Genomic DNA, 24,746 nt, shown 5'->3' with positions numbered 1-24,746 from the left:
GGAGCGGATACGTCCATGGCAAAGGAACTCGGTGTCGGCATCATCGGATGCGGCAACATTTCAACCACCTATTTCAAGCTTGCGCCGCTCTTCAAGGGCATCAGGGTCGTCGCCTGCGCCGACATCAACCCGGCCGCCGCCGAGGCGCGTGCGGCTGAGTTCGACGTCAGTGCGCAGAGCATCGAGACAATGCTGGTCAATCCGGAGATCGACATCGTCGTCAACCTGACGATCCCGGATGCGCATTTCCCGGTTTCGAAGGCAATTCTCGAATCCGGCAAGCACGTCTATTCGGAGAAGCCGCTGGTCCTGACGATCGAGCAGGGGGAGGAACTCCGGGCGATCGCCAGGGCAAAGGGACTGATGGTCGGCTCGGCGCCCGATACTTTCCTCGGCGGCGCGCACCAGCTTGCCCGTGCCCATATCGATGCCGGCAAGATCGGCCGCATCACCTCCGGCACCTGCCATGTGATGAGCCCCGGCATGGAGATGTGGCACCCGAACCCGGACTTCTTCTTTCTGCCGGGCGGCGGACCGGTGCTCGATCTCGGGCCCTATTACATCGCCAATCTCGTCAACCTGATCGGACCGGTGAAACGCGTCGCAGCGCTTTCCTCGATGGCGAGCCGGACCCGCACCATCACCAGCGAGCCGCGCAAGGGGGAGGTAATCCCGGTCAAGACGCCGACCAACATCCATGCGCTGCTCGAATTCCACAACGGCGCCACGATCACCCTATCGGCAAGCTGGGACGTCTGGTCGCATCGCCACACCCATATGGAGCTCTACGGCACTGAGGGCTCGTTGTTCGTGCCGGATCCGAATTTCTTCGGGGGGACGGTCGAAGCAAGCGGGCAGGACAAGGACATCCAGCCGTTGCAAATGTGGGAGCATCCCTTCGCCGTCAACAACTGGCAGCATCCGCTCGGCCCGATCGCCAACTACCGCACGGCCGGTCTCGCCGACCTGGCGGAGGCGATCCTGAATGGACGTGACGCGCGCTGCTCGCTCGACCGCGCCCTGCATGCGGTCGACGTCATGGTGTCGATCCTGAAATCGGGCGAGGAGGGCCGCTTCGTAACGCTTTCGACGACCTGCACCCAGCCGGCAGCACTCGGCATCGATGAGGCGCAGGCGCTTCTGCGGTAAACAGAGCCCCCTTTAATGTTCAGGAAGACCCCTCCCCACAAGGGGGAGGGGCTTCCGGTGCCGCTCCGATTTCGCTTTCGCGTCGACCCTTGCTCCAGTCTTCGGGGCTGGAGCTTGGCAGGCCGTTGCTGCGGGCTCCTAGCCCCTCCCCCTTGTGGGGAGGGGTTGGGGAGGGGTATTCAAACGCACCCAACCTGAAACGAAGGAATTTCACCCATGGTCTGGCAACCGGCGGAAAACCGATACGAGAAGATGAAGTACAACCGCTGTGGCCGGAGCGGGCTGAAGCTGCCGGCGATCTCGCTGGGGCTGTGGCACAATTTCGGTGGCGACACGCCGCACGAGCGCAAGGTGGACATGTGCCGGACGGCTTTCGACCTCGGCATCACCCATTTCGATCTCGCCAACAATTACGGGCCGCCGCCCGGCTCGGCCGAGACTGCCTTCGGGGAGGTCCTCAGGACCGAATTTTCCGGCCTGCGCGATGAACTGATCATCTCGTCCAAGGCGGGATACGACATGTGGCCGGGGCCGTATGGCGAATGGGGCAGTCGCAAATATCTGATTGCCTCCTGCGACCAGAGCTTGAAGCGCATGGGGCTCGACTATGTCGACATCTTCTATTCCCACCGCTTCGATCCGGACACGCCGCTCGAGGAAACCTGCGGCGCGCTCGACTACATCGTCCGCTCGGGAAGGGCGCTCTATGTCGGCATCTCCTCCTATAATTCGCAGCGCACCCGCGAGGCGGCAGCGATCCTCAAGGACCTCGGCACACCATGCCTCATCCACCAGCCGAGCTACTCCATGCTCAACCGCTGGATTGAGGATGACGGCCTCGTCGACGCGCTCGAAGGGCTTGGCATGGGCTCGATCGTCTTCTCGCCGCTCGCCCAGGGCATGCTGACGACGAAGTATCTCAACGGCATCCCCGGGGACAGCCGCGCCGCCCAGAATCACTTCCTCAAGAAGGACTTCATTCGTCCGGCGATCACCGACAACATCCGCAAGTTGAACGCCATTGCCGAACGGCGCGGTCAGACGCTGGCGCAGATGGCCTTGGCCTGGGTTCTGCGCGGCGGCCGCATCACCTCGGCGCTGATCGGCGCAAGCCGTTCCGAGCAGATCGTCGATTGCGTCAAGTCGCTCGAGAACGACACGTTCACGGCGGAGGAACTGGCCGAGATCGATCTCTACGCGCGGGAAGCGGACGTCAATCTCTGGGCATCTTCGGCCGAGCGTTGACCACAGCTGAATTCTTTGATTCGCCTTGATTTCAGGCAATCCGACACGGTTTCCAGGGCCTGTACAAAAGTAGGGGGTGGCGGCTGAAAGCCACCGCTGGACACGCATTAGTGAATATGTATGGTGCACTGTCGCCGGTCCGATTTTCGGGAGGATGTTTGTCCTCTTGCGACCGGTAAACGAGGAGAACGAGCTCTCGGTATGCGGATGCGCGCCGGGGAATGGCTCAAGCAACGGTCGCGGGCAGCTACACGTGCTTGCAACCGTCATGGCGGGAAATTGGGAGGAATTATGGATCGCCGTTCATTCATCAAAAACGCAAGCCTCGGCGGCTTGGGTGCGGCTGCCGCGACGGCGCTCGCTGCGCCGGCCATCGCGCAGAGCATTCCGAAGGTAACCTGGCGTCTGACGTCGTCTTTCCCGAAGTCGCTGGATACTATCTATGGCGGCGCGGAGGTTCTGTCGAAATACGTGTCCGAAGCCACCGACGGCAATTTCCAGATCCAGGTCTTTGCTGCCGGCGAAATCGTCCCCGGCCTTCAGGCAGCCGACGCGACGGCGGCGGGCACGGTGGAGGCTTGCCATACGGTCGCCTACTATTACTGGGGCAAGGACCCGAGCTGGGCGCTGGGTGCTGCCGTACCCTTCGCACTTAACGCGCGCGGCATGAACGCCTGGCACTATCACGGCGGCGGCATCGACATGTTCAACGAATTCCTGGGCGGCCAGGGCCTCGTCGGCTTCCCGGGCGGCAATACCGGCGTCCAGATGGGCGGCTGGTTCCGCAAGGAAATCAAGACCGTTGCTGACATGAAGGGCCTGAAGATGCGCGTCGGCGGATTCGCCGGCAAGGTGATGGAACGCCTCGGCGTCGTGCCGCAGCAACTCGCCGGCGGCGACATCTATCCGGCGCTCGAAAAAGGCACGATCGACGCCGCGGAATGGGTCGGCCCCTATGACGACGAGAAGCTCGGCTTCTACAAGGTCGCGCCCTACTACTACTACCCCGGCTGGTGGGAAGGCGGGCCGACGGTCCATGCGATGTTCAACAAGGCGGCCTTCGATGGCCTGCCGAAGGGCTATCAGTCGCTGCTGCGCACTGCATGCCAGGCGACCGATGCGAACATGCTGCAGAAGTACGACTACCTCAACCCGTCGGCGATCAAGCGTCTGGTCGGCGCCGGTGCGAAGCTGAGCCCGTTCAGCCCGGAAATCCTCTCCGCCTGCTTCGACGAGGCCAACAAGGTCTATGCGGAGATGGAAGCCGCGAACCCGACCTTCAAGAAGATCTGGGAGTCGATCAAGGCTTTCCGCGGCGAGTACTATCTGAACGCCCAGATCGCCGAATACAACTACGATACGTTCATGATGATCCAGCAGCGCAACGGCAAGGTCTGAGCTCAGCTTCATTCATCGAAACAGAAAACCCCGGAGCGGCGCTCCGGGGTTTTTCTTTGTTCGGAAGAAAATGAGAAAGGGCCGCCGGGGCCGGCTCTTTTGCTCACTTGAAGGACGGCGGTGCGCTGAGGTCGGGCGCCGGGTTGTTCTGCTGGGGAGCGTTCTGCTGCCCCGGTTGCTGGCCCCCATCAAGCGGGCTGCCGCCGGGAAGTTGCAGTCCACCGGGAAGACCCAGACCGCCGCCATTGTCCGGGAGGGTCAAACCACCGCCGCCCTGGCCGAAGCCGGGCACCTCGATCTTGATCGTGGACGGATCGACCGTGGCGCCACTTCCCTTGTAATGCATGACCATCTGCGGGAAGAGGATCGTCAACGCCACCATCAGGATCTGAATGCCGACGAAGGGTACGGCACCCCAATAGATCTGGCCGGTAGTCACCGGCTGCGTCATCTTGCCGGTCACCTTGTCGAGATAGGGCACCCGGGCTGCGACGGAGCGCAGGTAGAAGAGCGCGAAGCCGAAGGGCGGATGCATGAAGCTCGTCTGCATGTTGATGCCGAGCAGCACGCCGAACCAGATCAGATCGATGCCCAACTTGTCGGCTGCCGGTGCGAGCAGCGGCACGATGATGAAGGCGAGCTCGAAGAAGTCGAGGAAGAACGCCAGGAAGAAAACGAGCAGGTTGACGGCGATGAGGAAGCCGATCTCGCCGCCCGGCAACCCGACCAGCAGGTGTTCGACCCAGAGATGGCCGTTGACGCCGTAGAAGGTGAGCGAAAAGACGCGGGCGCCGATCAGGATGAACAGCACGAAGGCGGACAGGCGCGTCGTCGAGGCGAGTGCCGCACGAACGACCTCCATGTTCAGCCGACCTTTGGCCGCGGCCATGATCAGCGCGCCGACGGCACCCATCGCTCCGCCTTCGGTCGGCGTCGCGATGCCGAGGAAGATCGTCCCGAGCACGAGGAAAATCAGCGCCAGCGGCGGGATCAGCACGATGATGACTTGCTGTGCCAGCCGGGACAGCGCGTTGATCTTCATCGTCCGGTCGATCAGGGCTACCACATAGATGAACGCGACACCGACGGCCGCCCCGAGGATGTCCGCGTTCTCACCCTGTGTCGGGGAAAGAAAAACATGGGCCGCATAGGCGATGCCGCCGGCGACGGCGAGCGCGACGACGAGCGACGTCACGCCCGATCCGAGGGTGCGGGCCTCGAGCGGCAACGCCGGCATGGAGTCTCGCTTCAGGAACGTCATGAGCAGGATGTAGCCCATGTAGAGGCACGTCAGCACGAGACCCGGGATCAGGGCGCCGGCATACATGTCGCCGACCGAACGGCCGAGCTGGTCGGCAAGAACGATCAGCACCAGTGACGGCGGGATGATCTGGGCGAGCGTGCCGGACGCAGCAATAACGCCGGAAGCGACGCGCCGGTCGTAGCCGTAGCGCAGCATGATCGGCAGCGAGATCAGCCCCATGGCGATGACCGAGGCAGCAACGACGCCGGTCGTGGCAGCAAGCAGGGCGCCCACGAAAATCACCGCATAGGCAAGGCCGCCGCGAACAGGGCCAAACAGTTGCCCAATCGTGTCGAGCAGGTCTTCCGCCATGCCGGACCGTTCGAGGACGATTCCCATGAAGGTGAAGAAGGGGATGGCAAGCAATGTGTCATTCGACATCACCCCCCAGAAACGTTCCGGCAACGCGTTCAGCAGAGGCCAGGAGAGATTGATCGAATCCGACAGCGGTGCGAGCTCCACGCCGATGATGAAGAACAGCAGGCCGTTTGCGGCGAGCGAGAAGGCGACGGGATAACCCAGCAGCAGGAACACGATCAGCGACAGGAACATGATCGGCGCCAGGTTTTCTGCGATGAATTCGATCACTGGCGCACCTCCGGAACTACGGCGTCCTCAAGCGGCGCGTGGGTCGGCACATAAGGAGTCGGATCGTCCATATTGCCGGTCATGATCGCGATCTTCTTGATGATTTCCGAAACACCCTGCAGTGCGAGCAGGATGAAGCCGGCCAGCAGGATGGCCTTTGCGGGCCAAATGATCAGTCCGCCGGCGCTGGAGGAGACCTCGCCGGAGACGTAGGACATCCGCACGTAAGGCACGAAATAATAGAGCATCAAAAGGACAAACGGCATCAGGAAGAAGACGTGGCCGAAGAGGTCGATCCAATGCTGCACGCGGCGCGAAAACATGCCGTACACGACATCGATGCGGATGTGCTCGTTCTGGCTCAGCGTATAGGCGGCCGCGAGCATGAAGGCGCCACCGAAGAGATACCATTGCGCCTCGAGCCAGGCGTTGGACGAGACGTTGAACGCTTTTCTCACGACCGCGTTGCCGGCGCTGACGAGCACGGCGACGAGAATGAGCCAGGAGACCGCCTTGCCGATCTTCTCGGTCACAACGTCTATCAATCGGCTGATGCCGAGTAACGGTTTCATCAAAATACCTCCCCGCATTGGCTGGTTTTTTATCTTGCCAAGCACAGTCACAGTGCCGATTTCAAGTCTCCTTTCAAGCCTGAGCGTCCATTTTTCCGCTTGGCGGCGGGCCCATATACGAAAGTAGGGTGGGGAGACCTCGGGAATGCCTAAATCGAAGGCGCAAGCGCGCGGCAGAACCCGTCGCCTTGCCTTCGATGTCCCCACGCCGCTTGCGGCCCGGCGCCGGACAAGCCGAGTCGGCAGCCCGTCTCGAGGCTGAAAAGCGAAGCGTAAGCCTTGCAACGGCCCAGAGTTTCGGGCTGGATGCGTGCAAACGGAGGAAGGAAACATGGCCGCGTCGATCCGCAATCCGATTCTGCCGGGCTTCAATCCCGACCCGTCGATCTGCCGCGTCGGCGACGACTACTACATCGCGACGTCCACATTCGAGTGGTATCCGGGCGTGCAGATCCACCACTCGCGCGACCTGGTGAACTGGCGCCTCGTCCGACGGCCGCTGGAGCGTGCAAGCCAGCTCGACATGCGCGGCAATCCCGATAGTTGCGGCATCTGGGCGCCGTGCCTTTCCTATTGCGACGGGCTGTTCTGGCTCGTCTATACGGATGTCAAGCGTTTCGACGGCAACTTCAAGGATGCGCATAATTACATCGTCACGGCCGAAGCGGTGGAGGCGACGTGGTCGGATCCGGTCTATGTCAATTCGTCGGGCTTCGATCCGTCTCTCTTTCACGACGATGACGGCCGCAAGTGGTTCCTCAACATGCAGTGGAACCACCGTTCCGAGAGCTTCGGCGGTGCGCCGAAGCATCCGGCCTTCGATGGCATCTTGCTGCAGGAATGGGACGAGCGGACGCGCAAGCTCGTCGGCTCGGTCAAGAACATCTTCGCCGGCAGTTCGCTCGGGCTCGTCGAGGGGCCGCATCTCTTCAAGCGTGACGGCTGGTATTACCTGACCACGGCCGAAGGGGGCACAGGCTATGATCATGCGGTGACTATGGCGCGCTCGAGGGCGATCGACGGCCCCTACGAGATGCATCCGAACGTTTATCTCATCACCTCGAAGGACCATCCGGAAGCGCCGTTGCAGCGGGCCGGCCACGGCCAATATGTCGAGACGCCGGACGGGCAAGCCTATCACACGCATCTTTGCGGCCGGCCGCTGCCGCCGCATCGCCGCTGCACGCTCGGCCGCGAGACGGCGCTGCAGAAGTGCGCCTGGCGGGAGGATGGCTGGCTCTATCTGGAGAGCGGCAGCGTTGTGCCGGAGATTACCGTGCCAGCCCCGGCCGAGACGAGCGTCGTTCCGAAGCCCGCCGTCATCGAGACGGATTTCGACGAGGGGGTGCTTGCGCCCGAGCTACAATGGCTGCGCACCCCGCTGCCGGAGCGGATCTTTTCGCTGGAGAGGCGGGAAGGGCACTTGCGCCTGTTCGGCCGCGAAAGCATCGGTAGTTGGTTCGAGCAGGCACTGGTCGCCAGACGCCAGGAGCATCATTCATTCCGGGCCGAGACGGTCGTCGACTTCGCGCCTGACACCTACCAGCAGGTCGCTGGCCTGACGCACTACTATAACCGCCACAAGTTCCATGCTCTCGGCGTCACCTGGCACGAGACGCTTGGCCGTGTCGTCAGCATCCTTTCATGCCCGGGCGATTTCCCGCACGGGCGTCTGGAGTATCCGGCCGGTAGCGGCGCTGCGGTTCCGGAAGGCCCGATTCATCTGGCGATGGAGATCAGGGGCAATGATCTCCAATTCTTCTGGCGGGCGTCGGCGCAGCAGGATTGGGCGTCGATCGGACCCGCGCTGGATGCAGGCGTGATTTCGGACGAGGGCGGCCGCGGCGAGCATGGTTCCTTCACCGGCGCCTTCGCCGGCATGTTCGCCTTCGACACCTCCGGCAGTGGCATTCCGGCGGATTTCGACGTGTTTCGCTACGAGGCGCTTGCGGTGTAATCTGAGATTTCTTTATCAGAAGTCGCGTATAAGTGCCGGTTATCATTACATAATTGTAATATCGCATTTCATATTCGGTTCAGCGGCCGAGGGCTAATTTCAAGGGGCATCTACGAAAGGAAACCCCATGAAACGCCTCCTGATCGCGCTTGCCGCCAGTTCCTTCCTTGCAACGCCAATGGCGTTCGCTCAGACGGCTGGCTCGTCTTTCGAGCTTGCACAGGCGCATGAACGCTATCGACACCGGCCGGTCGAGCGCCATCTCGACAAGCGAGTCGATAAGACCATCGAAAAGCGCGTGATAATCAAGAAATATCGCTGGGCGCGCGGTCACCGGTTGAGCCCGGCCGAGCGGCGCCATATGGCCTATGTCCGCGATTATCGTCGCTATAGACTGCGGCCGCCACCGCGTGGCCAGCAATGGGTGCGCGTCGACAATGACTTCCTGCTGATCAGCCTTGCCACGGGCGTCATCGTCGGCTTGGCTTCCGTTAACTAGCGTTTGAAAGACAGGGCCCGGAGGATCTGCCCCGGTTATGCATCCTCATGGAAGGCGGGCTCTTGCGAGCCCGCCTTCGCCGTCTTCGGAGGACGACGTCAACTCGCCGACGAAAGGCAGCCCTTCAAAGAAGCGCTGATGCCTTCCATCAACTGGAAGTAGAGATCCGGGCCTGCCTCGAGGGTGGCCGCCTCCGGGTCGAGCGTGCCGGATTTTGCCGGCGTGCCCTCGATGACGACATTGACCAGCTTCGGCTCGAATTGCGGTTCGGCGAAGACGCAGGTGGCGCCAAGATCCTCGATCTTGGCGTGAATCTCGGAAAGCCGTTCCGCACCCGGCAGCACCTCCGGGCTGACGGTGATCGAGCCGGCGACCCTGACCTTGTAGCGGTGCTCGAAATATTGATAGGCGTCGTGGAAGACGACAAAGGGCTTGTCCTTGATCGGCGCAACCGTCTCGACAAGGCTCTTGTCCAACGCGTCGAGCCTCTGATTGAGCTTCTCCAGATTAGCCTCATAGGCAGCGGCATTGGCCGGGTCGGCCTCGGCGAGCGTCTTCTCGATCTCGGCGGCCATGGCCTTGGCATTCACCGGGTCGAGCCACATGTGCATGTCGAACTCGCCTTCCCCGTGGCCGTGGTCGTGCTCGGCCTCTTCCGCTGCGGCGCCATGGGCGTCGGCGTCGTGCCCCACATGGGTGCCTTCCTCTGCGCCGTGCTCGTCGCCGTCGTCATGCGCCTCGAAGGCGCCACCCTCGCGGAATTTCAGCTTCTCGATGCCGGGCGCCTCGCTGAGTTCGACCACCTTGGCGCCGCTGCCGAGGGCTTCGAGCGGCTTTTCAAGGAAGATCTCGAGATCGGGGCCGACCCAGAACACGACCTTTGCCGCCTGCAGCGCGGCGGCATTCGACGGCTTCATATTGAAGGTGTGCGGCGAGGCGGCCCCTTCGACGATCAAGGAGGGCTCGCCGACGCCCTGCATGATCGAGGCGACGAGGGAATGGATAGGCTTGATCGAAGCCACCACATTCGGCGCCTCCGCCCAGGCGGGCGACGACAGGAGGACAGTGGATAGCAGGAGGAGGGCAGGCGTCGATTTCATAGGGTTCTCCGAGCTTGCAGTTCAAAGTTCAACATGCATCGGCGAATTCGCACCCGATGTTGCGCGACATTGCCGTGTAATGTTATTACATCAATTGCGTTATGCTATAACGTGTGCGATAGCCAGAGGCAATCGCCAAAACCGGAATTTTTTCGATGCTGAATTTCCGATCGCCAGACGTCACTCCGCTCGTCAGCCTCACCAATGCGGGCGTGCGCCGCAATGGGCGCTGGCTCGTCCGTGGCGTTGAATTTTCGATCAGCCGCGGCGAAATCGTCACCCTGATCGGCCCGAACGGCTCGGGAAAATCGACGACTGCGAAGACCGCGATCGGCGTGCTGAAGCCCGACGAAGGGAATGTCGAGCGGATGACCGGGCTCAAGGTCGGCTACGTGCCGCAAAAGCTTGCCGTCGATTGGACCCTGCCGCTGACGGTCGAGCGGTTGATGACTGTCACCGGGCCGTTGAAGGGACGCGAGATCGAGGAGGCGCTGGCGTCGACAGGCATGCTGCATATGGCCAAGGCCGAGGTGCAGCACCTTTCCGGCGGCGAGTTCCAGCGGGCGCTGCTGGCGCGCGCAATCGCCCGCAAGCCGGACCTGCTCGTTCTCGACGAGCCGGTCCAGGGCGTCGATTTTTCCGGCGAGATCGCGCTTTACGAACTGATCAAGCAGATCCGCAACCGCACCGGCTGCGGCATTCTGTTGATCTCGCATGATCTGCACATCGTCATGGCGGAGACCGATACGGTTGTCTGCCTGAACGGCCATGTCTGCTGCCGCGGCACGCCGCAGACCGTCAGCCAGAGCCCGGAATACCTGAAGCTTTTCGGGCGGCGGGCGGCCGGCGCACTGGCCGTCTACAGTCACCACCACGACCATACGCACCTGCCGGACGGGCGGGTGCTGCACGCCGACGGCAGCATTACCGAGAGCTGTTTCCCGGGCGATGGCCATCATCAATATGACGAGGCTGAAAACGTCCACGACCACGATGCGGACTGCGGCTGCGGCCATCACACGCGGCTGCACGGATATGAGACGGCGGAGAAGCGCGATGCTTGACGATTTCTTCATTCGCGCGCTCGTCGCCGGCATCGGGATCGCCATGATCGCGGGACCGCTCGGCTGCTTCGTCATCTGGCGGCGCATGGCCTATTTCGGCGACACGATGGCCCATTCGGCGCTGCTTGGCGTGGCGCTGTCACTGCTTCTCGAACTCAATCTGATGGTCAGCGTCTTCATCGTCGCTTCGGTCGTCTCGCTGCTGCTTCTCTTCCTGCAGAAGCGCGGCGCGCTGTCGACCGACGCCCTGCTCGGCATCCTGTCGCACTCGGCGCTGTCGATCGGCCTGGTCATCGTCGCCTTCATGACCTGGGTCCGGATCGATCTCGTCGGCTTCCTTTTCGGCGATATCCTCGCGGTTTCGGAGGCCGATATCGAGATCATATGGGGCGGCGGCATTCTGGTGATCTTCGCACTTATCTATCTGTGGCGGCCGTTGCTTGCCTCGACCGTCAACCCGGAACTGGCGGAGGCAGAGGGGCTGAAGCCGGAACGCGCCCGGCTCTTCTTCATGCTCCTGATGGCGCTGGTGATCGCGATTGCGATGAAGATCGTCGGTATTCTCCTCATCACCTCGCTGCTGATCATTCCGGCGGCGACTGCGCGCCGCTTCGCCAGGTCGCCGGAAGTCATGGCCGTTTTTGCCTCGCTGATCGGCGCCGTTGCGGTTGCCGGCGGTCTGTTCGGTTCGCTCCACTGGGACACCCCATCCGGACCGTCAATCGTCGTTGCTGCGCTGGCGCTTTTCGTGCTGAGCCTGCTGCCTGTCGGTCGGCTGGAGCGCGCGTCACATTCTTCGCATGGAGGAAACTGATGGGTACGCCCCAATTGACGAAAAACCAGTCGCTGGTGATGGGGGCGCTCGCTCATTCGGACGGACCATTGAGCGCCTATACGATCCTCGACAAGCTCAGGGATCAGGGCTTCCGGGCGCCGCTCCAGGTCTATCGCGCCCTCGACAAGCTTCTGGAATACGGTCTCGTCCATCGACTGGAAAGCCTCAATGCCTTCGTGGCCTGCTCCTGCCCGCATGACCATGAGCATGACCACGGCGTCACCGCCTTCACCATCTGCGAGGACTGTGGGCAGGTGACCGAGTTCCATGACGAGGCGATCGAACAGCGACTGTCGACGCTGGTTCGCGCCCAGAGCTTCAAGACCGAGAAGACGACCATCGAGATCCGCGGTCACTGCAAGAGCTGCGCCTGAGCTTCATTCAATAAGCAGCAAACCGCGCTTGTGTTCGCCGTCCAATGTGTCGACCGCCGAATAGAGCTTTTCGCGCGGGACGAGCCAGGGCTTGAAGCGTTCGTTCACGTCCAGCACGAAAACCAGGTCCTCCGCCTCGAGATAGCCGCCGAGCGGCGAGTGATGGCCGACGCCCGCGCCGAAGATTGCCTCTCGTGAAAAGTTGACGATATAGCGCTTGCGCGGATCGTTGCTCGCCCGCAAATGGCGTCGAAACTCGTCCGGCGTCAGATCGCGCAACACGGTCACACGGCGATCCGTGTGGGCTCTCGCCACCTCGGCGAGTTCGTCGAGCGTGAGCCCCATCCAGCAGAAACCGAGGCGGCACCAGCCGGTCCCCGCGAGAACCTCGGCTTCGCTCGTTTCCTCTTCTCCGATGGAACGAAAGAGGTTGGCGACGCTGGCCGGGCCGCAGAAGGAGCCATTTGCCTGCCATGTCAGACTTCGTTCGTAGCTCAAGGCCACCGGCAAGCTCCAGGCGCGGTTCAGCAGTTCCGGTGATTGGTCGACCGAGGCGCGGATCGCGGCAGGCGAGACTTCGGCCGGCCGCAATGCGTACGCACCGCTGAGGATGGCGGCGAGACCAATTACGGCACCGACGAGAAGTCCACGCCTCATTGCTCTGATCTCTGAAGTAGTGGCCCGAGCATAGCGCAACGCGCTCACAGCGCCCATGCCTCGTTCTGCTTGAACCAAGCAGGCTTAATCTAGCCGGTTGAACTGTGCGGCGTAACGCTGCCAATTCTTCACATAATGTTCGGCCGAGCGCTTCAGGCCTTGCACGGCTGCGTCGTCGAGCGTCCGGATCACCTTGGCCGGTGCGCCGATGATCAGCGAATTGTCGGGATATTCCTTGCCCTCGGTGATCAGCGCATTGGCGCCGACCAGACAGTTGCGGCCGATCCTGGCGCCGTTCAGGATGGTGGCACCCATGCCGATCAGCGAATTGTCGCCGATCATACAGCCGTGAATGATCGCTCTGTGGCCGATCGTGCAGCCTTCCCCGATCGTCACCGGGAAGCCCGGATCGACATGGACGATCACCGCCTCCTGGATATTGGTGCGTGCGCCGATGCGGATCGGCTCGTTGTCGCCCCGCAATGTCGCGCCGAACCAGATGCCGACCTCATCGCCGATCTCAACCTGGCCGATGACATTGGCGTCCGGCGCCACCCAGTAACTTCCTTGCGGCGGCGTGGTCGGCTGCAGCGGACCGAGCGCGTAGAGTGGCATGACTCATTCCTTCTGCTTGTAGCGCCGGGTGCGCGGCTTTCCCCTATCCGGGAGCGACTAAACGACTTTGACCGAGAGCGCCGCGACCCCATCGACGCCGCACGTAACGATGTCGCCGCGCTGCACGGCGCCCACGCCGGCGGGCGTTCCGGTCATGATGATGTCGCCGGGGGCCAGTGTGAAGAGGCGCGAGAGTTCGGCGATAATCTCCGGGACCGTCCAGATCATTTGGCCGAGATCGCCCTGTTGGCGCGTCTCGCCATTGACCTTAAGCCAGATATTGCCGCTCGTCGGGTGGCCGACCGCCGTCGCCGGGACGATCGCGGAAATCGGCGCGGAATGCTCGAATGCCTTGGCCGCGGTCCAGGGTCGGCCGGCCTCCTTCGCCTGCGCCTGCAGGTCGCGGCGCGTGAAATCGATACCGACTCCATAGCCATAGACACGCGCGAACGCTTCATCGATGGGGATGTCCGCTCCGCCGTTTCCGAGGGCAACGACCAGTTCCACCTCGTGGTGTACATCCGACGAGAGCGGCGGGTAGGGGAAATCCTGGCCGGGCGGCAACAGGTTGTCAGCATTCTTCTGGAAAAAGAACGGGGCTTCGCGCTCGGGATCGTGTCCCATCTCGCGCGCATGGGCGGCATAGTTGCGGCCAACGCAATAGACCCGCCGCACGGGAAAGCCGACCGGGCTTGCGGAAATCGGCAAGAGGATAGGCGGTGAGGGCGGTATGACGGTTTCCATGGTCGTCCGGTTCTCGCATGACCCAGGCTGGCCCGAGCAAAAGAAATTACCGGGGCGAAAGATTTCTGCGGGAAGTCGAAACGCTACAGCGACCTACCATGCCGGTGGTGACGGTGGTGCTGTAGCGATTCTTTGGGTGGGACGTTAGCAGCCGGACGGGCTCCGGCAAAAGGCAAACTTATGCCGAGGATGATTTATTAGCCACGCGCGGTCTGCTGTCAGGCGCAGCGGGCATAGGCTTCAAGCTGGTCGCGGGTCAGAAAGCGACCGTCCGAGCGCGAGTTGAGTTCCGGGTGGCTGTATTCGAGGCTCGGTACTTCGGGAAGTTCAAGGGCCTGGCGTACGGTCATGATGCCGATGTCCTTGCGGCCGGTTTCGCGCTTCATGCTGACTTCGACGATTCGTCGGAGATTGCTCTCTCTCATCATGATGTCTCTCCCGTATTATTTTCTTTTCCCTTTTGATCCGGAGTTAAACACTCCGAACTTGTTCTTTGTGAGGCACCTCAGAATATACGTGCTTTAAATGAACGCTTCACGACAGAAATCTGGCGGTTTCGCGGAGATTTCCGTGTCATTTCAAGATCGGCCGGAAATCCGGCCAGGCCCAAAGGCATGCTGATGACTTAAAGCCTGCGCCATAGCTTATATTAGAAACGACTCTGATCTTCAAGCAAAGCCGCGCGCAGATGCTATTAATACTATTTATCCAGGTGCGAACTACCTATTAATAATATAATTCCTGCCTACTGAGGCGTTTTTCGGTAGGCATATAGCAACAATAGACGTCCCGGCGTACACAGACGCTGAACACTGGCTTGCTGGCGGCGCGTCTCTCCGGTCAATGAGCCGACAGGTGCGCTTCCTCGACCGCGAAAATGAACAGCCTGCGAGCCTCGTCAGGAGTCCGCCGACCGCATATTGCCGCGCGGCAGGCGCTGCGCGCTGCGACGTAATAGGGCCCACGGTGGGGCCACTGGCCCGCGAGGCACGCGAGCGCATCGGACGGCCCATTGACCACACGCACGTCGCCGCCGGTCAATCCAAGCTCGATCGGACGGTTCCACAACATTTTATGCATGCTTCTCCTCCTGGGGTGCGATACACCGACAAGTCCCGGAGCACCGCGATTTCGGTACAGACAGCCGGGTGGAGGGCCCCCTCGCGCGCTGCTCCTCCCGCATTTCGGGTTTCAATGCAAAAACGTCGCCGGCCACGGCCCGGTTCCGCGCGTTGTCTGTGGGCGCCAGCCGGGCGAGGGTCTTCAATCTAGCGCATGATTTTCCGTTTGTCCGCAATTTCGCGAAGTCGGACTTGGGTATTGGTGCGCAATGCTGGCGAGGGACTGGCCGGGCGTTGCCGTATCTTCGCCAAGCCCCCGATTCCCTATCCAGGGTTGTTCCCGTTCGCGACGCCTTTTCTTCGCCCCTACGGCTCACAAGCCCCTTAAATGGCGGGGTTTTAAGCACTTGATAGCCGGCCTATATCTTTTCTGCTGGGGAGGCTGAAATGATAGAGGTTGCAGATATTCGTTTGACCTGGTTGCCACTGCGCAACGGGACCTATTGTGCAATGCTGGGCCGGCATGAAGTCGCCTTCGTCATGAAACGCGAGACGATGAGCGACTGGGCTTGGCGGATATCCCATTGTAACGGCACCAACAATCCGAGCTTCCATTATGCGTCGACGCTCGAAGGCGCCAAGGCGGCGGTACTGGCCGGCGTCCAGGAGTGGTTTCGCCAGGCCGGATTTCGGTAGCGCGAGACATCCCGCCGCCTCACCGATGCGGGTTATTCAACCCGGCGAACGAGCCTCCGCGGCACGTCTGTTTTCTCCGCACGCATGCCAGCTAGCATTTGCGTGCGCACTGAACGGCCGCGCCATCTCGCTTTATTTGGATCGGCACAGTATAAGGCCGCGTTCCGCCTGGTGCTTATGCTCGGATCCCGCGCTCAATTCGACGCTACACGTGTCGTCAAATTGGCTCTGCCGTATACGGGGGAAGCGGGCAAGAGAATTGAAGAGAATTGACCAGACCATGAGAGAGACGTCGCAAACGGTCGAAACGTCTGAGAAGGGCCGGTACTTCAAGGCGCCGGTCTTTGCCGTTGCACCGATGATCGATGGGACTGAAACCGCGAAAAAGTAAAGCAAAGGCAACAGTTGGCAAACGATTGTAGCAAAATTGTAGCGAAATGGGCTGATTTCTATCACGCTCTTGAGGCGGTAAATCCGGTGGCGCGGCCTGCTTAGAAACGGACAAAGCGCCCGGAGAGAGGCCCTGAGCAAGGCCACCAGACAGGGAACCTCCATCGACGACGTCGCCGACAGAATGGCCTGGATAGCCTTCACGAAGCGGATTTTCATGGCCAGAATTCTCTCTTTTCAACATTAGCTTTCGATAATAGTCTCTTGCCGCCGGATCGCAGGGAGCGACCAATGGAAGAGTTTGAGCCTGTTCTAGTCAGAAATGTCCGACATTCGGATTTGGTGAGGCTTTGCAAGTCCGTGAAGACGTACGCGGGATGCTGCATTCTCAAGGCCCCAAGCGGCGAAACGGGAACATCTGGGCTCGATGCTCACTGCTGGTTCCCGTCACACGATGACAGCATCCTTTTTCAGCTTCAGTGGGCGCCGCCTGAAAACGACTAAGGAGCAATCCTTCCTTGGACGATGAAGACGACGTTGGTCAGGCCGTCGTAATTGTTCGGATCCGCCTTGATGACGCGGAATGTCTTCCCACTGGCCGAGACCAGGTCGCCGGGCTTGGGCTCGATCGCGAGACCGACGGATGAAATGTAAATCTGCATGTCGCCGGACAGGATCTCCGTCCCGTCGATCTCTTGGGCGCTGTACGCCATCGGCACCAGCGTGGCCTCGTACGGCGTCGGCACAGGATCGCCGCCCTCGATCGGGTCAGGCTCTGAGATGCGCGTCACCGTGCCGGCTTGGCCATACTTTGCAATTAGGCGCTGCGCGGTCCCCTGCAGGCGCGTATAGATCGGGTTCGCCATCCTGCGCTCTTCCCTTTCAGGAACTCAGTCATATTTAAGCCTTAGTCGCCGAAAGGCTTTCTGCTTAAAGGACTTGGGGCATGTCCGTGATAATCAGCATCCTGGTCACGGTTCTTTTCGTCGTCGTTTTGGTCTATCTCGTGCAGAAGCTTCCGATCGACTCTACGATGAAGCAGATGGCTCAGATCGTCATTCTGATCGTCGGCGCGGTTTCGTTGCTCAGCTCTCTGGGCGTATTCTGATCGGTATCCGGCGGGCTACACCACCATGGCACCCGGCCAGCAAGGCACGAGGAAGGGCCCGAGTAGCCCCTCGATCGTGGTCACGACTGGCGTTGCAAGAGCGACCAGATCATCGACTCCTGATAGGTCCAACCCGTGCCGCAGCCGCCAACATAAACGAGCCCCTCGCCTTTTTGCGCCGCCAGCAATAGCCGGCCGATGGCACCAGGCACCGTCGACGGCTCATAGCCGACGATCACGAAGCTGTCGCGGAGCACGCACTTGATCTTCTGCCAGTCGGGGCGGCGTCCCGAGTGATATGGCCTATCGCGCCGCTTGGCGACAATGCCTTCGAGGCCGTGCTCGCAGGCGATGCGGAAGAACTCGTCCCCGTCTGCCTCGACTTCCTCAGAAAGCCGGATGACGCCGTCGCGGCCGGCGACGATCGGCTCGAGCAGCCGCCGGCGTTCGACGAGCGGCAGCCGGCGCAGGTCGCGGCCGTCGAGGTAGAGCAGATCGAAAGCGAAGAAGAGTATCTCGCCCGGATCGTGCAGGCTCGGCTTCCTGCCGAGCGCTCGCTGCAGCAGGCCGAAGTCGGAGCGCTCCTGGTCGTCGAGCACGACGGCCTCGCCGTCGAGGATCATGGTCGCATGCCCGAGCTGCGGCACCTCCGCCGCGATCGAGGGAAAACGGCTGGTCCAATCATAACCGCCGCGCGTGATGATGCGCACTCGGCTCGGCTCGATATGAACAGCGAGCCGATACCCGTCCCATTTCACCTCGCAGGACCATTCCGGCCCCTTGGGGGGCCGATCTACGAGCATTGCGAGGCAAGGATCCACGCGGCTCGGCATTGGATCGGTGGGCGGCGTTGGCGTCTTGGATGAGGTGTGGGCCATCGGCGGCTAAACGTGGCAATTTCATCAGCGGTTCCGGCCACGATTTCCTTTGAGCGGTCCCACCGGCAACTGCCGCGCCCGCCCCTCCCTCCGATCGCGGCCCATGGCTAGCGGACTACAGCCAGTTACCGTGCGTTCTGGCTGGGGATCACAGGATCGGGTTGTATAGAGTGGATGGACGGATAGAGCTAAAGATCAGATGCCGAGAGCATGTTAGAGCGACCGCCTACACTAGATCGCTATTGTGGAGCGCGCCGTCTCCCTCACAACAGCTGGTCTCGCTCTGGTTTGCCCTTTGCACGCCTGCGTTCGTCTAGCAGGTTGAGCAACTCATTTAGATCGTCTGCAGCGTATAGAAGCAAGCCAGTCTGCAGCACGCCCTCCCAACGCGCGGGCATTCCTGTGAAGCGGTCAATCACGCTCCACAGTCCGTTGCCGTCATCCTTCAATTCATATCGCTGGGCCATACTGGCATTTTAGCGCGCCCTTAAATGCAGCGCTAGGGCGTCGTGATCTATCGGGTGGGCTTATAGAGCGGGCGGTTTCTTCGATGACGATTTTCCCATGCGCCAATTAACGCACAGCTCAGCGGAAACGCCGCATTGACTATCAGAGGTATCTATACCGGCGAGCCGATCAGCTTAAGGAGATCTACGGAAGTAATGCTTTTGTCATCGACCTCTGCACCGAGCAGGATCTAATGAACGATGAGACTCTCGAATTGTTCGATGAAACTGGTGGGTATTCGAACTGGCTATCGTTCTTGCAGAAAAACTTTTCCAAGCCTGTAATTCCATGTGCACTCTACATAGAATTGGGGCGAGAGATCGAATTTAAGCGACAAGTATCGGCAATTGTTGCGCAGTTCGGCAAGGTATGTATTCGAACCTCGGTTCTAGATGAATTCGCGAGCACTCTTTATGGCTGGGCCTTGGATGCAACATTCCCAGAAAACATCGTCTTGTGCCCCGTGCTCTACTACATCGATGAAAATCAGTACGATAAGGTTAGGAACGCGTGTGAGTTTTATATTATCGATGTGGTGGGTAACAGTTACCCAGACGTTCTGATTTTTGCCGGCTCTTCGTTTCCTAGATACGTTACGGAATTGCCCGGATGCGGAGACGAAAAAGGATCGTTCCCGTTGATTGAAGTCAGGTTAGAAAACGAGTTGCGCCAGAAATATCCGCTTCTACTCAAGAATAAGGCCGATTTTGCTTCAGTCCATCCGCACCGTTATCCGACAAAAGGTGGCAACTGGGTGCCTAGGATCGACTATGTTGATGGCGGAAATTTTCGATACTCGCGCGTTCGACGGGACAAAGGAGGCTATGCCGCCGCAGCGATGCGCATCGACACGCCCTCTATAGCAAAGCTGCCCAAGTGCTGGGGCGCAGACCAGATCATGTCTGCAAAGAATGGCAAGGTTCTGGGTGGGAGTCCTTCTTTCTGGATATCAGTCAGGATCAATTGCTGGATCACCCAGCGATCCGCGTAGGCGCGATGATATCCAGCCACTTCCAGCCCTCGTATTTATCGCCGCGCTGTTTGATGTGCGAATAGCGCTTGAGCGAGTTCCACGACCGGTGCCCTGACACCGTCGCAACGTGCGGGATATTCCAGCCGAGCTCGAACAGCCTCGACACGCCCTCGTGTCGCAGGTCGTGGAAATGCAGATCCTCGATTTCCAGCAGGTTACAGGCGCGGGTGAATGATGCGCTAACGCTCCTGCCGTCATGAGGGAAGATCTCTGGTGCGCCGCGCGGCATCGCGCCGATAATGCGCATCGCTTCCGGCGGTAGATCGCACCAGACGTCGTTGCCGATCTTCTCGCCCGGGTTCTTCATGTCCCTGACCAGCACGCGTTTGTTGTCTTCCTCATAGTCCGACCAGGCGATCCGCGATATCTCCTCCTGGCGCCGCGTCGAGAAGATGGCGAACGCGATCAGCCGACGCATGGGAATCAACGACGGATATCGCGTCTCTCGATCGCTGTAGTGCTCCATCAGCCTGTCGAGCTCCTCCAACGTCGGCCGCCGATCGCGCTGCGCCGACTTGGCGACGAGGCCGAGGCGCTTCAACACCACCTGGGCGTCTTCCATCGCCGAATAGTCGAGATCGATCTTCCAAGCCGGACGGGCGATCGCGAAGATGCTCGCCAGGTGCGAAATGTAGTTTCCGACCGTCTGCGGTTTACGGCCCTTGGAGAGCTCCGTCGCAAACTCGACGATCTCGGCGCTGCCAATGTCGTTGCAGGACATCTTGGCGATATTGAACTCTTCCTTGACCTTCTCAAGGACCTGCGCCTTCGTCCGGCCGATCTCCTTCTTGCTCTCCTTCACATAGCGGTCGATAGCGTCGGCGAGCGTCGACTGGGGTTCTTTCAGCTTGTCCAGCGCCCCCGGTTCGGCCAGCTGCGTCTCACGCTTCTTCAGCCACGCCGCGGCGGCCGGCCGGCGTTCAAACGTCTGCGCCTCGCTATGGACTGTGACGCCCTCTCGCATTATGCGGATCTGCGCGGTATATGATTTCTGCCCATTGCGGCGCTTTCGCTCGACGATGCTGCCCATGGATTTGCTACAAGCCCCTGACTGTTTGCTACATTGTAGCAATAGCACAGTAGAAACGGGCTAAAAAGGGATCAAACGAGAGCTAACGAGACATGAAGGAAACGGCGCAAACGGCTGGAAAAGCGGGAAAGAGCAGGTACTTCAAGGGGCCTGTCTTTGCCGTGGCGCCTATGATCGACTGGACGGACCGTCACTATCGCTTCTTTGCGCGGCAGCTCTCGCGCCATGCGCTGCTCTATACGGAGATGATTGTCGCCGATGCGATCCTGCGCGGCGACAGGAATAGGCTGCTCGGCCATGACGCCTCGGAGCACCCCGTCGCGCTGCAACTCGGCGGCAGCGATCCGGCGAAGATGGCAGAGGCGGCGCGGATCGCCGAAGGCTTCGGCTACGACGAGATCAACATGAATGTCGGCTGCCCCTCGGACCGGGTGCAGTCCGGCACCTTCGGCGCCTGCCTGATGCAGGACCCGGCGCTGGTTGGCGAATGCGTGGCGGCGATGAAGGCGGCCGTGACGATCCCGGTCACGGTCAAGTGCCGCATCGGCGTCGACGACCAGAATCCGGAGGTGGCGCTTCGCGCGCTCGTCGCCCGCGTCAAGGAGGCACGCACGGATGCCGTCTGGGTGCATGCCCGCAAGGCCTGGCTGCAGGGCCTGTCGCCGCGGGAGAACCGGGAGATCCCGCCGCTCGATTATGGGCTCGTGCATCGACTGAAGGTAGAAAATCCGAATCTTTTCATCGGCCTCAATGGCGGTCTTCAGACACTGGATCAAGCGCTCACGCATCTTGATCCGCGACTGCTCCCTGCGTCCGCACCGGGGCTTGCCGCGGCCGAGGCGGCAGACGGAGCGCCGCTGGACGGAGTCATGCTCGGCCGCGCCGCCTACCACGACAGCGGCCTGCTCACGGCCGCGGATGTCTATTTCGCCCACCCGCTGACCGGCGCCGCAGCCGCGCCGCTCAAGCCGGAAGCCTTTTCCGATCGCCACCATTGCCTGTCGCTCGCATTCTGGGCGGACATGCGCGACGCCATGGCGGCCTACGCGGCCGCCCATATCGAAAATGGCGGCCGGCTGATCCATGTCACCCGCCACATGGTCGGGCTGTTCCAAGGCTGGCCCGGCGCCCGGCGCTATCGCCAGATTCTCTCCGCCGACGCCACCCGCAAGAGCGCCGGCCCGGAGGTGATCCATGCCGCCTTCGACGCGGTGTTCGAGGCGGTCATGGCCCGCCAGGCGGCGGAATAGGGCTGTAGGCCGAGCCCAGCAAGGGGCATGGCGGGTCCCTTGAGCGACCGCGCTGTGGCAAACTTCCCCCCAACGAAAAACGGCGCCTCTTGCGAAGCGCCATCTTTCATAATCCGATCTGAACGTCCGGCTTAGATAGCCTGGAGGTTGACCGCCTTCGGGCCCTTGCCCATGCGGTCCGGCTCGGTGTCGAAGCTGACCTGCTGGCCGTCCTTGAGCGTCGCGAGGCCGGCGGCCTGAACCGCGGAGATGTGGACGAAAACGTCCTTCGCGCCGCCATCCGGCGTGATGAAACCAAAACCCTTGTCCTGGTTGAAGAATTTTACGATGCCCTTGGTGGCCATGGAAGAAGTCCTTTTCCTTCAGTCTGTCTTTGCCGCAACCCAGCGCTTCAATAGCACGCCTTGGCTGCTTGAGGTAGTGTGTTCGTGCCCCTAAAAGGAAACGAACATGTCGTCTTCAGCGTCTCCCTAATTGGTCCCGATCCAGGGAACCATGTAGGGTGCTGAAAGGCGTCGAGTGGTCACGATTCGGGGAAAAGACGTCTACGATGCCGCTTGCGGCAGTCCCGGTCTTGGCCGGGCTCAAACGAAAGTCCAGTCTCCGGGATTGAAATCGCCCGAACGGGGTTAGGAGTGGCAGTATTTCGGGGAAAAGGCAAGCGAAGAGTTCCGGCTGTCGCAGTGTCCGCGCAAGGCCGTGCTATGTCCGGTGTTTCTGGAAGTCGAAGTGACGGACAAATGTCGTGGATTGCCTCGTTTCGACCACAATTTCGTCTCGACGCTGGGCTGAGCGTGGCGCGTCTTCTCGCATCCACTGGACTTGCTGCTGGCACAGCGAACCGGTAGGTCTGAACCGGACAGAAAATTGCAAGTCGACGAAAGCAGGTGGCCGTGATCGATCCCTATGCCCTCCTTGGAATTGAGCGCGACGCCGACGAGCGGGCGATCCGGGCGGCCTATCGCCGGGCGGTGAAGACAGCCCATCCGGACCGCGGCGGCGATGCCGAGCAGTTCGGCAAGCTGCAGGCGGCCTATGATCTTCTGAAGGATCCGGTGCGCCGCAAAGTCTATGACGACACCGGCTACGATCCGCAGCTCGTCGATCCCAAGCAGCTCAAGGGCCTGATGATGTTGGAGACACTCGTCAACGATTTCATTCTCGACCTGCGCGAGCCCGGCAGCTTCGACCCGGTGGCGGCGATGCGGCGCAAGCTCTCCGACGACATCGTCAAGACCCGCTTCCATATCCTCGAACTCGAACGCCACCGCTCGCGCGTCCGCAAGCACCTGGACCGTCTCGGCCGGCGGCCGGACACCGACGTGCTCGGCTCGATGCTGCGCGCCCGCAGCCAGTCGATCAGCGACGCGATCAAGAATGCCGAAGCGCAGATCGAGATCATCGAGGAGGCTTATGCGATGCTGGAAGGCTATTCGTATGAGATGGAGCCGCTTCAGGTGGAGGCACGGGCGGCGGAGTAGTCCAAGCATTCTGAGGAATCGTGACGCCGCGGTCCCTTTGTCAGCTTCCACTGGCGGAACGGCAGCGGTCGGCGCCAAGCATAGCCAAGACTAGAGCAAACGAGCGGGCGAAAAAGGGCCGGATCCTTCATTTCCGGCGGGACCGGCAGGACGGGAGGAGCTGTGGCTTTGCTTCTCCCAATCCGAGGGGAGGGTTTTGGTCGCGCCGGTTGGGTGAGCCGGCGCGACTAGTTTATAGGTCATTGGCAGCGAGCGCTGGGATACGCTCGTCGAAACTACGCTAATGGTTTCGTCCAGATCCTGGGTTCACTTGCCTTAATCCTGGTTACCCGGTCCGGGGTCTCGGTTGTCCCTGTTCCGATCCTGGCCGCCCTGGCCCCGATCCTGCCCGCCCTGGCCGTGATCTTGGCCGCCGCCACCGCCGTCATTGCCGCCGTCATTGCCGCCGCCGCCGGCGTTAGTCGTTGAGAACGGATTGGTGGGCGTGATTACTGCCGTGGCCAAAGGCGGACATTGCGCGATCTGCGCGGACGTGAGGATGTCGGTTCGGTTCTCCGCCGCGCAGCAAGCCGCAAAGTTCGCGTCTGTAAGGGGGCTGCACTGTTGAGCCATAAGGATGGGACCATCCTGGCTTTGTGCCGGAACCGGGGCCGATGCAATAAATCCAGCCGAAACCAGCGCCAGGCCGGTGCTCGTTAAAAATGTCTCCAAGATGCGCATCTTCGTTCTCCCTAAATTAGATGGCACTGAAATTCGCAATTTGCGGGAATGTTCCCTATAAAGTTAGGGTTTTTGGCTGCGTGAGGACGGGAAAACGGGGTGGGCGCGTAAATTGACCTGGAAAATGATAGGGTGTAGCGCGTGAGTACACGTCTTCTCACGTTGCGCTTGTGTGCCGATCGATCGGTCGGGCGGCGGAGGAGGAGGGGCATCCCCCTGACTAGCGCGAGTGTCTAGGCAAGCTCCAGCTACCTTATGGTGAGTCGAGTTTTCGCTCAGTTTGTGTTAGAGCCGGCATGTCAAAGCGGATTGTCCATATAGGGAAAAGCGTGCTCTCCAGATGACAGTTGATGCAAATAGCCATATATCCCTAGGTGTAGCATTAGCGTAGTAATCGGTTGCTTCTTGGCTGCAGCGGGATGCGAGATTTGGAGCGGGAAAGGCATTAATCCGTGACAATGCGTAATGGCCAGCTTCCCATTGGGGTTGATC

The 24,746-nt window shown here is 61.0% G+C and carries 27 protein-coding genes and 2 pseudogenes; 14 read left to right on the top strand and 15 right to left on the bottom strand.

What is annotated here, in order from left to right:
- The first annotated feature begins 15 nt into the window (after positions 1–15).
- From USDA257_RS20455 to USDA257_RS20445, 3 genes are all read left to right on the top strand, one after another.
- The gene (locus USDA257_RS20455; RefSeq protein WP_014764869.1) at positions 16–1,149 is read left to right on the top strand and encodes a Gfo/Idh/MocA family protein; all 1,134 of its coding nucleotides are present in this window, start codon (positions 16–18) and stop codon (positions 1,147–1,149) included.
- Between the two features lie 216 nt (positions 1,150–1,365).
- Positions 1,366–2,394, top strand: a complete 1,029-nt coding sequence (gene mgrA / locus USDA257_RS20450; protein WP_014764868.1) for an L-glyceraldehyde 3-phosphate reductase — start codon at positions 1,366–1,368, stop codon at positions 2,392–2,394.
- Between the two features lie 291 nt (positions 2,395–2,685).
- Positions 2,686–3,792, top strand: coding sequence for a TRAP transporter substrate-binding protein (locus USDA257_RS20445; protein WP_014764867.1), 1,107 nt, complete (start codon positions 2,686–2,688; stop codon positions 3,790–3,792).
- Positions 3,793–3,895: 103 nt separating this feature from the next.
- Here the strand turns inward: USDA257_RS20445 and USDA257_RS20440 are convergent, their stop codons facing one another.
- On the bottom strand, positions 3,896–5,683 hold the full coding sequence (locus tag USDA257_RS20440) for a TRAP transporter large permease (protein ID WP_014764866.1): 1,788 nt from the start codon (positions 5,681–5,683) through the stop codon (positions 3,896–3,898).
- Positions 5,680–6,255: a TRAP transporter small permease subunit gene (locus USDA257_RS20435; protein ID WP_014764865.1), complete on the bottom strand. Its 576-nt coding sequence runs from the start codon at positions 6,253–6,255 to the stop codon at positions 5,680–5,682. Before USDA257_RS20435 ends, USDA257_RS20440 begins: the two co-directional genes overlap by 4 nt.
- Positions 6,256–6,586: 331 nt before the next feature.
- Between USDA257_RS20435 and USDA257_RS20430 the strand changes: the two genes are divergently transcribed.
- Both USDA257_RS20430 and USDA257_RS20425 read left to right on the top strand, forming a co-directional pair.
- The gene (locus USDA257_RS20430) at positions 6,587–8,212 is read left to right on the top strand and encodes a glycoside hydrolase family 43 protein (protein ID WP_014764863.1); all 1,626 of its coding nucleotides are present in this window, start codon (positions 6,587–6,589) and stop codon (positions 8,210–8,212) included.
- A gap of 127 nt (positions 8,213–8,339) precedes the next feature.
- A complete protein-coding gene (locus USDA257_RS20425) occupies positions 8,340–8,711 on the top strand; it encodes an RcnB family protein (protein WP_014764862.1) in 372 nt (123 codons plus the stop codon).
- A gap of 98 nt (positions 8,712–8,809) precedes the next feature.
- On the opposite strand, the gene znuA is transcribed toward USDA257_RS20425, so the two are convergent.
- On the bottom strand, positions 8,810–9,811 hold the full coding sequence (gene znuA / locus USDA257_RS20420; RefSeq protein ID WP_014764861.1) for a zinc ABC transporter substrate-binding protein ZnuA: 1,002 nt from the start codon (positions 9,809–9,811) through the stop codon (positions 8,810–8,812).
- Positions 9,812–9,966: 155 nt separating this feature from the next.
- Here znuA and USDA257_RS20415 point away from each other — a divergent pair, with 155 nt between their 5' ends.
- The 3 genes from USDA257_RS20415 to USDA257_RS20405 are packed head-to-tail and all read left to right on the top strand — an operon-like array spanning position 9,967 to position 12,084.
- Positions 9,967–10,875, top strand: coding sequence for an ATP-binding cassette domain-containing protein (locus USDA257_RS20415; RefSeq protein ID WP_014764860.1), 909 nt, complete (start codon positions 9,967–9,969; stop codon positions 10,873–10,875).
- The gene (znuB, locus tag USDA257_RS20410) at positions 10,868–11,689 is read left to right on the top strand and encodes a zinc ABC transporter permease subunit ZnuB (protein WP_014764859.1); all 822 of its coding nucleotides are present in this window, start codon (positions 10,868–10,870) and stop codon (positions 11,687–11,689) included. Before USDA257_RS20415 ends, znuB begins: the two co-directional genes overlap by 8 nt.
- Positions 11,689–12,084, top strand: coding sequence for a Fur family transcriptional regulator (locus tag USDA257_RS20405; RefSeq protein ID WP_014764858.1), 396 nt, complete (start codon positions 11,689–11,691; stop codon positions 12,082–12,084). Before znuB ends, USDA257_RS20405 begins: the two co-directional genes overlap by 1 nt.
- A 3-nt stretch (positions 12,085–12,087) precedes the next feature.
- Here USDA257_RS20405 and USDA257_RS20400 read toward each other — a convergent pair whose 3' ends face one another.
- From USDA257_RS20400 to USDA257_RS20380, 5 genes are all read right to left on the bottom strand, one after another.
- The gene (locus USDA257_RS20400) at positions 12,088–12,741 is read right to left on the bottom strand and encodes a phytochelatin synthase family protein (protein WP_041414465.1); all 654 of its coding nucleotides are present in this window, start codon (positions 12,739–12,741) and stop codon (positions 12,088–12,090) included.
- Positions 12,742–12,825: 84 nt separating this feature from the next.
- Positions 12,826–13,356 carry a gamma carbonic anhydrase family protein gene (locus USDA257_RS20395; RefSeq protein WP_014764856.1) on the bottom strand — a complete coding sequence of 177 codons (531 nt, stop codon included), beginning with the start codon at positions 13,354–13,356 and terminating at the stop codon, positions 12,826–12,828.
- 57 nt (positions 13,357–13,413) lie between these two features.
- Complete coding sequence (locus USDA257_RS20390; RefSeq protein WP_014764855.1) at positions 13,414–14,100, bottom strand: fumarylacetoacetate hydrolase family protein; 687 nt, start codon at positions 14,098–14,100, stop codon at positions 13,414–13,416.
- Between the two features lie 218 nt (positions 14,101–14,318).
- Positions 14,319–14,528 carry a hypothetical protein gene (locus USDA257_RS20385; RefSeq protein ID WP_012708291.1) on the bottom strand — a complete coding sequence of 70 codons (210 nt, stop codon included), beginning with the start codon at positions 14,526–14,528 and terminating at the stop codon, positions 14,319–14,321.
- Between the two features lie 412 nt (positions 14,529–14,940).
- Complete coding sequence (locus USDA257_RS20380) at positions 14,941–15,180, bottom strand: DUF982 domain-containing protein (protein WP_014764854.1); 240 nt, start codon at positions 15,178–15,180, stop codon at positions 14,941–14,943.
- A 428-nt stretch (positions 15,181–15,608) separates the two neighbouring features.
- On the opposite strand from USDA257_RS20380, the gene USDA257_RS20375 reads away from it, so the two are divergent.
- Positions 15,609–15,857 carry a hypothetical protein gene (locus USDA257_RS20375; protein WP_014764853.1) on the top strand — a complete coding sequence of 83 codons (249 nt, stop codon included), beginning with the start codon at positions 15,609–15,611 and terminating at the stop codon, positions 15,855–15,857.
- 132 nt (positions 15,858–15,989) lie between these two features.
- On the opposite strand, the gene USDA257_RS36790 is transcribed toward USDA257_RS20375, so the two are convergent.
- A complete protein-coding gene (locus tag USDA257_RS36790) occupies positions 15,990–16,466 on the bottom strand; it encodes a hypothetical protein (RefSeq protein WP_041414464.1) in 477 nt (158 codons plus the stop codon).
- Between the two features lie 72 nt (positions 16,467–16,538).
- Between USDA257_RS36790 and USDA257_RS38570 the strand changes: the two genes are divergently transcribed.
- Positions 16,539–16,751 carry a hypothetical protein gene (locus USDA257_RS38570; RefSeq protein WP_080605648.1) on the top strand — a complete coding sequence of 71 codons (213 nt, stop codon included), beginning with the start codon at positions 16,539–16,541 and terminating at the stop codon, positions 16,749–16,751.
- Here USDA257_RS38570 and USDA257_RS20365 read toward each other — a convergent pair.
- A complete protein-coding gene (locus USDA257_RS20365; protein ID WP_014764851.1) occupies positions 16,748–17,113 on the bottom strand; it encodes a hypothetical protein in 366 nt (121 codons plus the stop codon). The genes USDA257_RS38570 and USDA257_RS20365 overlap by 4 nt on opposite strands.
- Before the next feature lie 80 nt (positions 17,114–17,193).
- On the opposite strand from USDA257_RS20365, the gene USDA257_RS37200 reads away from it, so the two are divergent.
- Positions 17,194–17,355 carry a Thivi_2564 family membrane protein gene (locus USDA257_RS37200; protein ID WP_014764850.1) on the top strand — a complete coding sequence of 54 codons (162 nt, stop codon included), beginning with the start codon at positions 17,194–17,196 and terminating at the stop codon, positions 17,353–17,355.
- Between the two features lie 15 nt (positions 17,356–17,370).
- Here USDA257_RS37200 and USDA257_RS38955 read toward each other — a convergent pair.
- Together USDA257_RS38955 and ligD are read right to left on the bottom strand one after the other, a co-directional pair.
- A pseudogene (locus tag USDA257_RS38955) lies at positions 17,371–17,472 on the bottom strand (DnaT-like ssDNA-binding protein); the annotation flags it as partial.
- Positions 17,469–18,233 (bottom strand): annotated as a pseudogene (gene ligD / locus USDA257_RS20360) (non-homologous end-joining DNA ligase); the annotation flags it as partial. The pseudogenes USDA257_RS38955 and ligD, both read right to left, overlap by 4 nt.
- Before the next feature lie 601 nt (positions 18,234–18,834).
- Between ligD and USDA257_RS20350 the strand changes: the two are divergent.
- A complete protein-coding gene (locus USDA257_RS20350; protein ID WP_080605647.1) occupies positions 18,835–19,731 on the top strand; it encodes a beta family protein in 897 nt (298 codons plus the stop codon).
- On the opposite strand, the gene USDA257_RS20345 is transcribed toward USDA257_RS20350, so the two are convergent.
- Entirely contained in the window at positions 19,712–20,803 is a 1,092-nt protein-coding gene (locus USDA257_RS20345) for a tyrosine-type recombinase/integrase (protein ID WP_014764847.1), read from the bottom strand. The genes USDA257_RS20350 and USDA257_RS20345 overlap by 20 nt on opposite strands.
- 92 nt (positions 20,804–20,895) lie before the next feature.
- Here USDA257_RS20345 and dusA point away from each other — a divergent pair, with 92 nt between their 5' ends.
- A complete protein-coding gene (gene dusA / locus USDA257_RS20340; RefSeq protein ID WP_014764846.1) occupies positions 20,896–22,053 on the top strand; it encodes a tRNA dihydrouridine(20/20a) synthase DusA in 1,158 nt (385 codons plus the stop codon).
- A 131-nt stretch (positions 22,054–22,184) separates the two neighbouring features.
- Here the strand turns inward: dusA and USDA257_RS20335 are convergent, their stop codons facing one another.
- Positions 22,185–22,397 carry a cold-shock protein gene (locus tag USDA257_RS20335; RefSeq protein WP_014764845.1) on the bottom strand — a complete coding sequence of 71 codons (213 nt, stop codon included), beginning with the start codon at positions 22,395–22,397 and terminating at the stop codon, positions 22,185–22,187.
- Positions 22,398–22,946: 549 nt separating this feature from the next.
- On the opposite strand from USDA257_RS20335, the gene USDA257_RS20330 reads away from it, so the two are divergent.
- Positions 22,947–23,534, top strand: a complete 588-nt coding sequence (locus USDA257_RS20330) for a J domain-containing protein (protein ID WP_041415469.1) — start codon at positions 22,947–22,949, stop codon at positions 23,532–23,534.
- Positions 23,535–23,849: 315 nt separating this feature from the next.
- On the opposite strand, the gene USDA257_RS20325 is transcribed toward USDA257_RS20330, so the two are convergent.
- Positions 23,850–24,254 (bottom strand): hypothetical protein, encoded by a 405-nt coding sequence (locus USDA257_RS20325; RefSeq protein ID WP_041415467.1) that lies wholly within the window; start codon positions 24,252–24,254, stop codon positions 23,850–23,852.
- Positions 24,255–24,746: the final 492 nt, after the last annotated feature.

Source organism: Sinorhizobium fredii USDA 257 (assembly GCF_000265205.3).
Classification (GTDB): Bacteria; Pseudomonadota; Alphaproteobacteria; order Rhizobiales; family Rhizobiaceae; genus Sinorhizobium; species Sinorhizobium fredii_B.
Note: the sequence above shows the minus strand (reverse complement) of the source record. Positions and strands in the feature narration are given on the sequence as shown.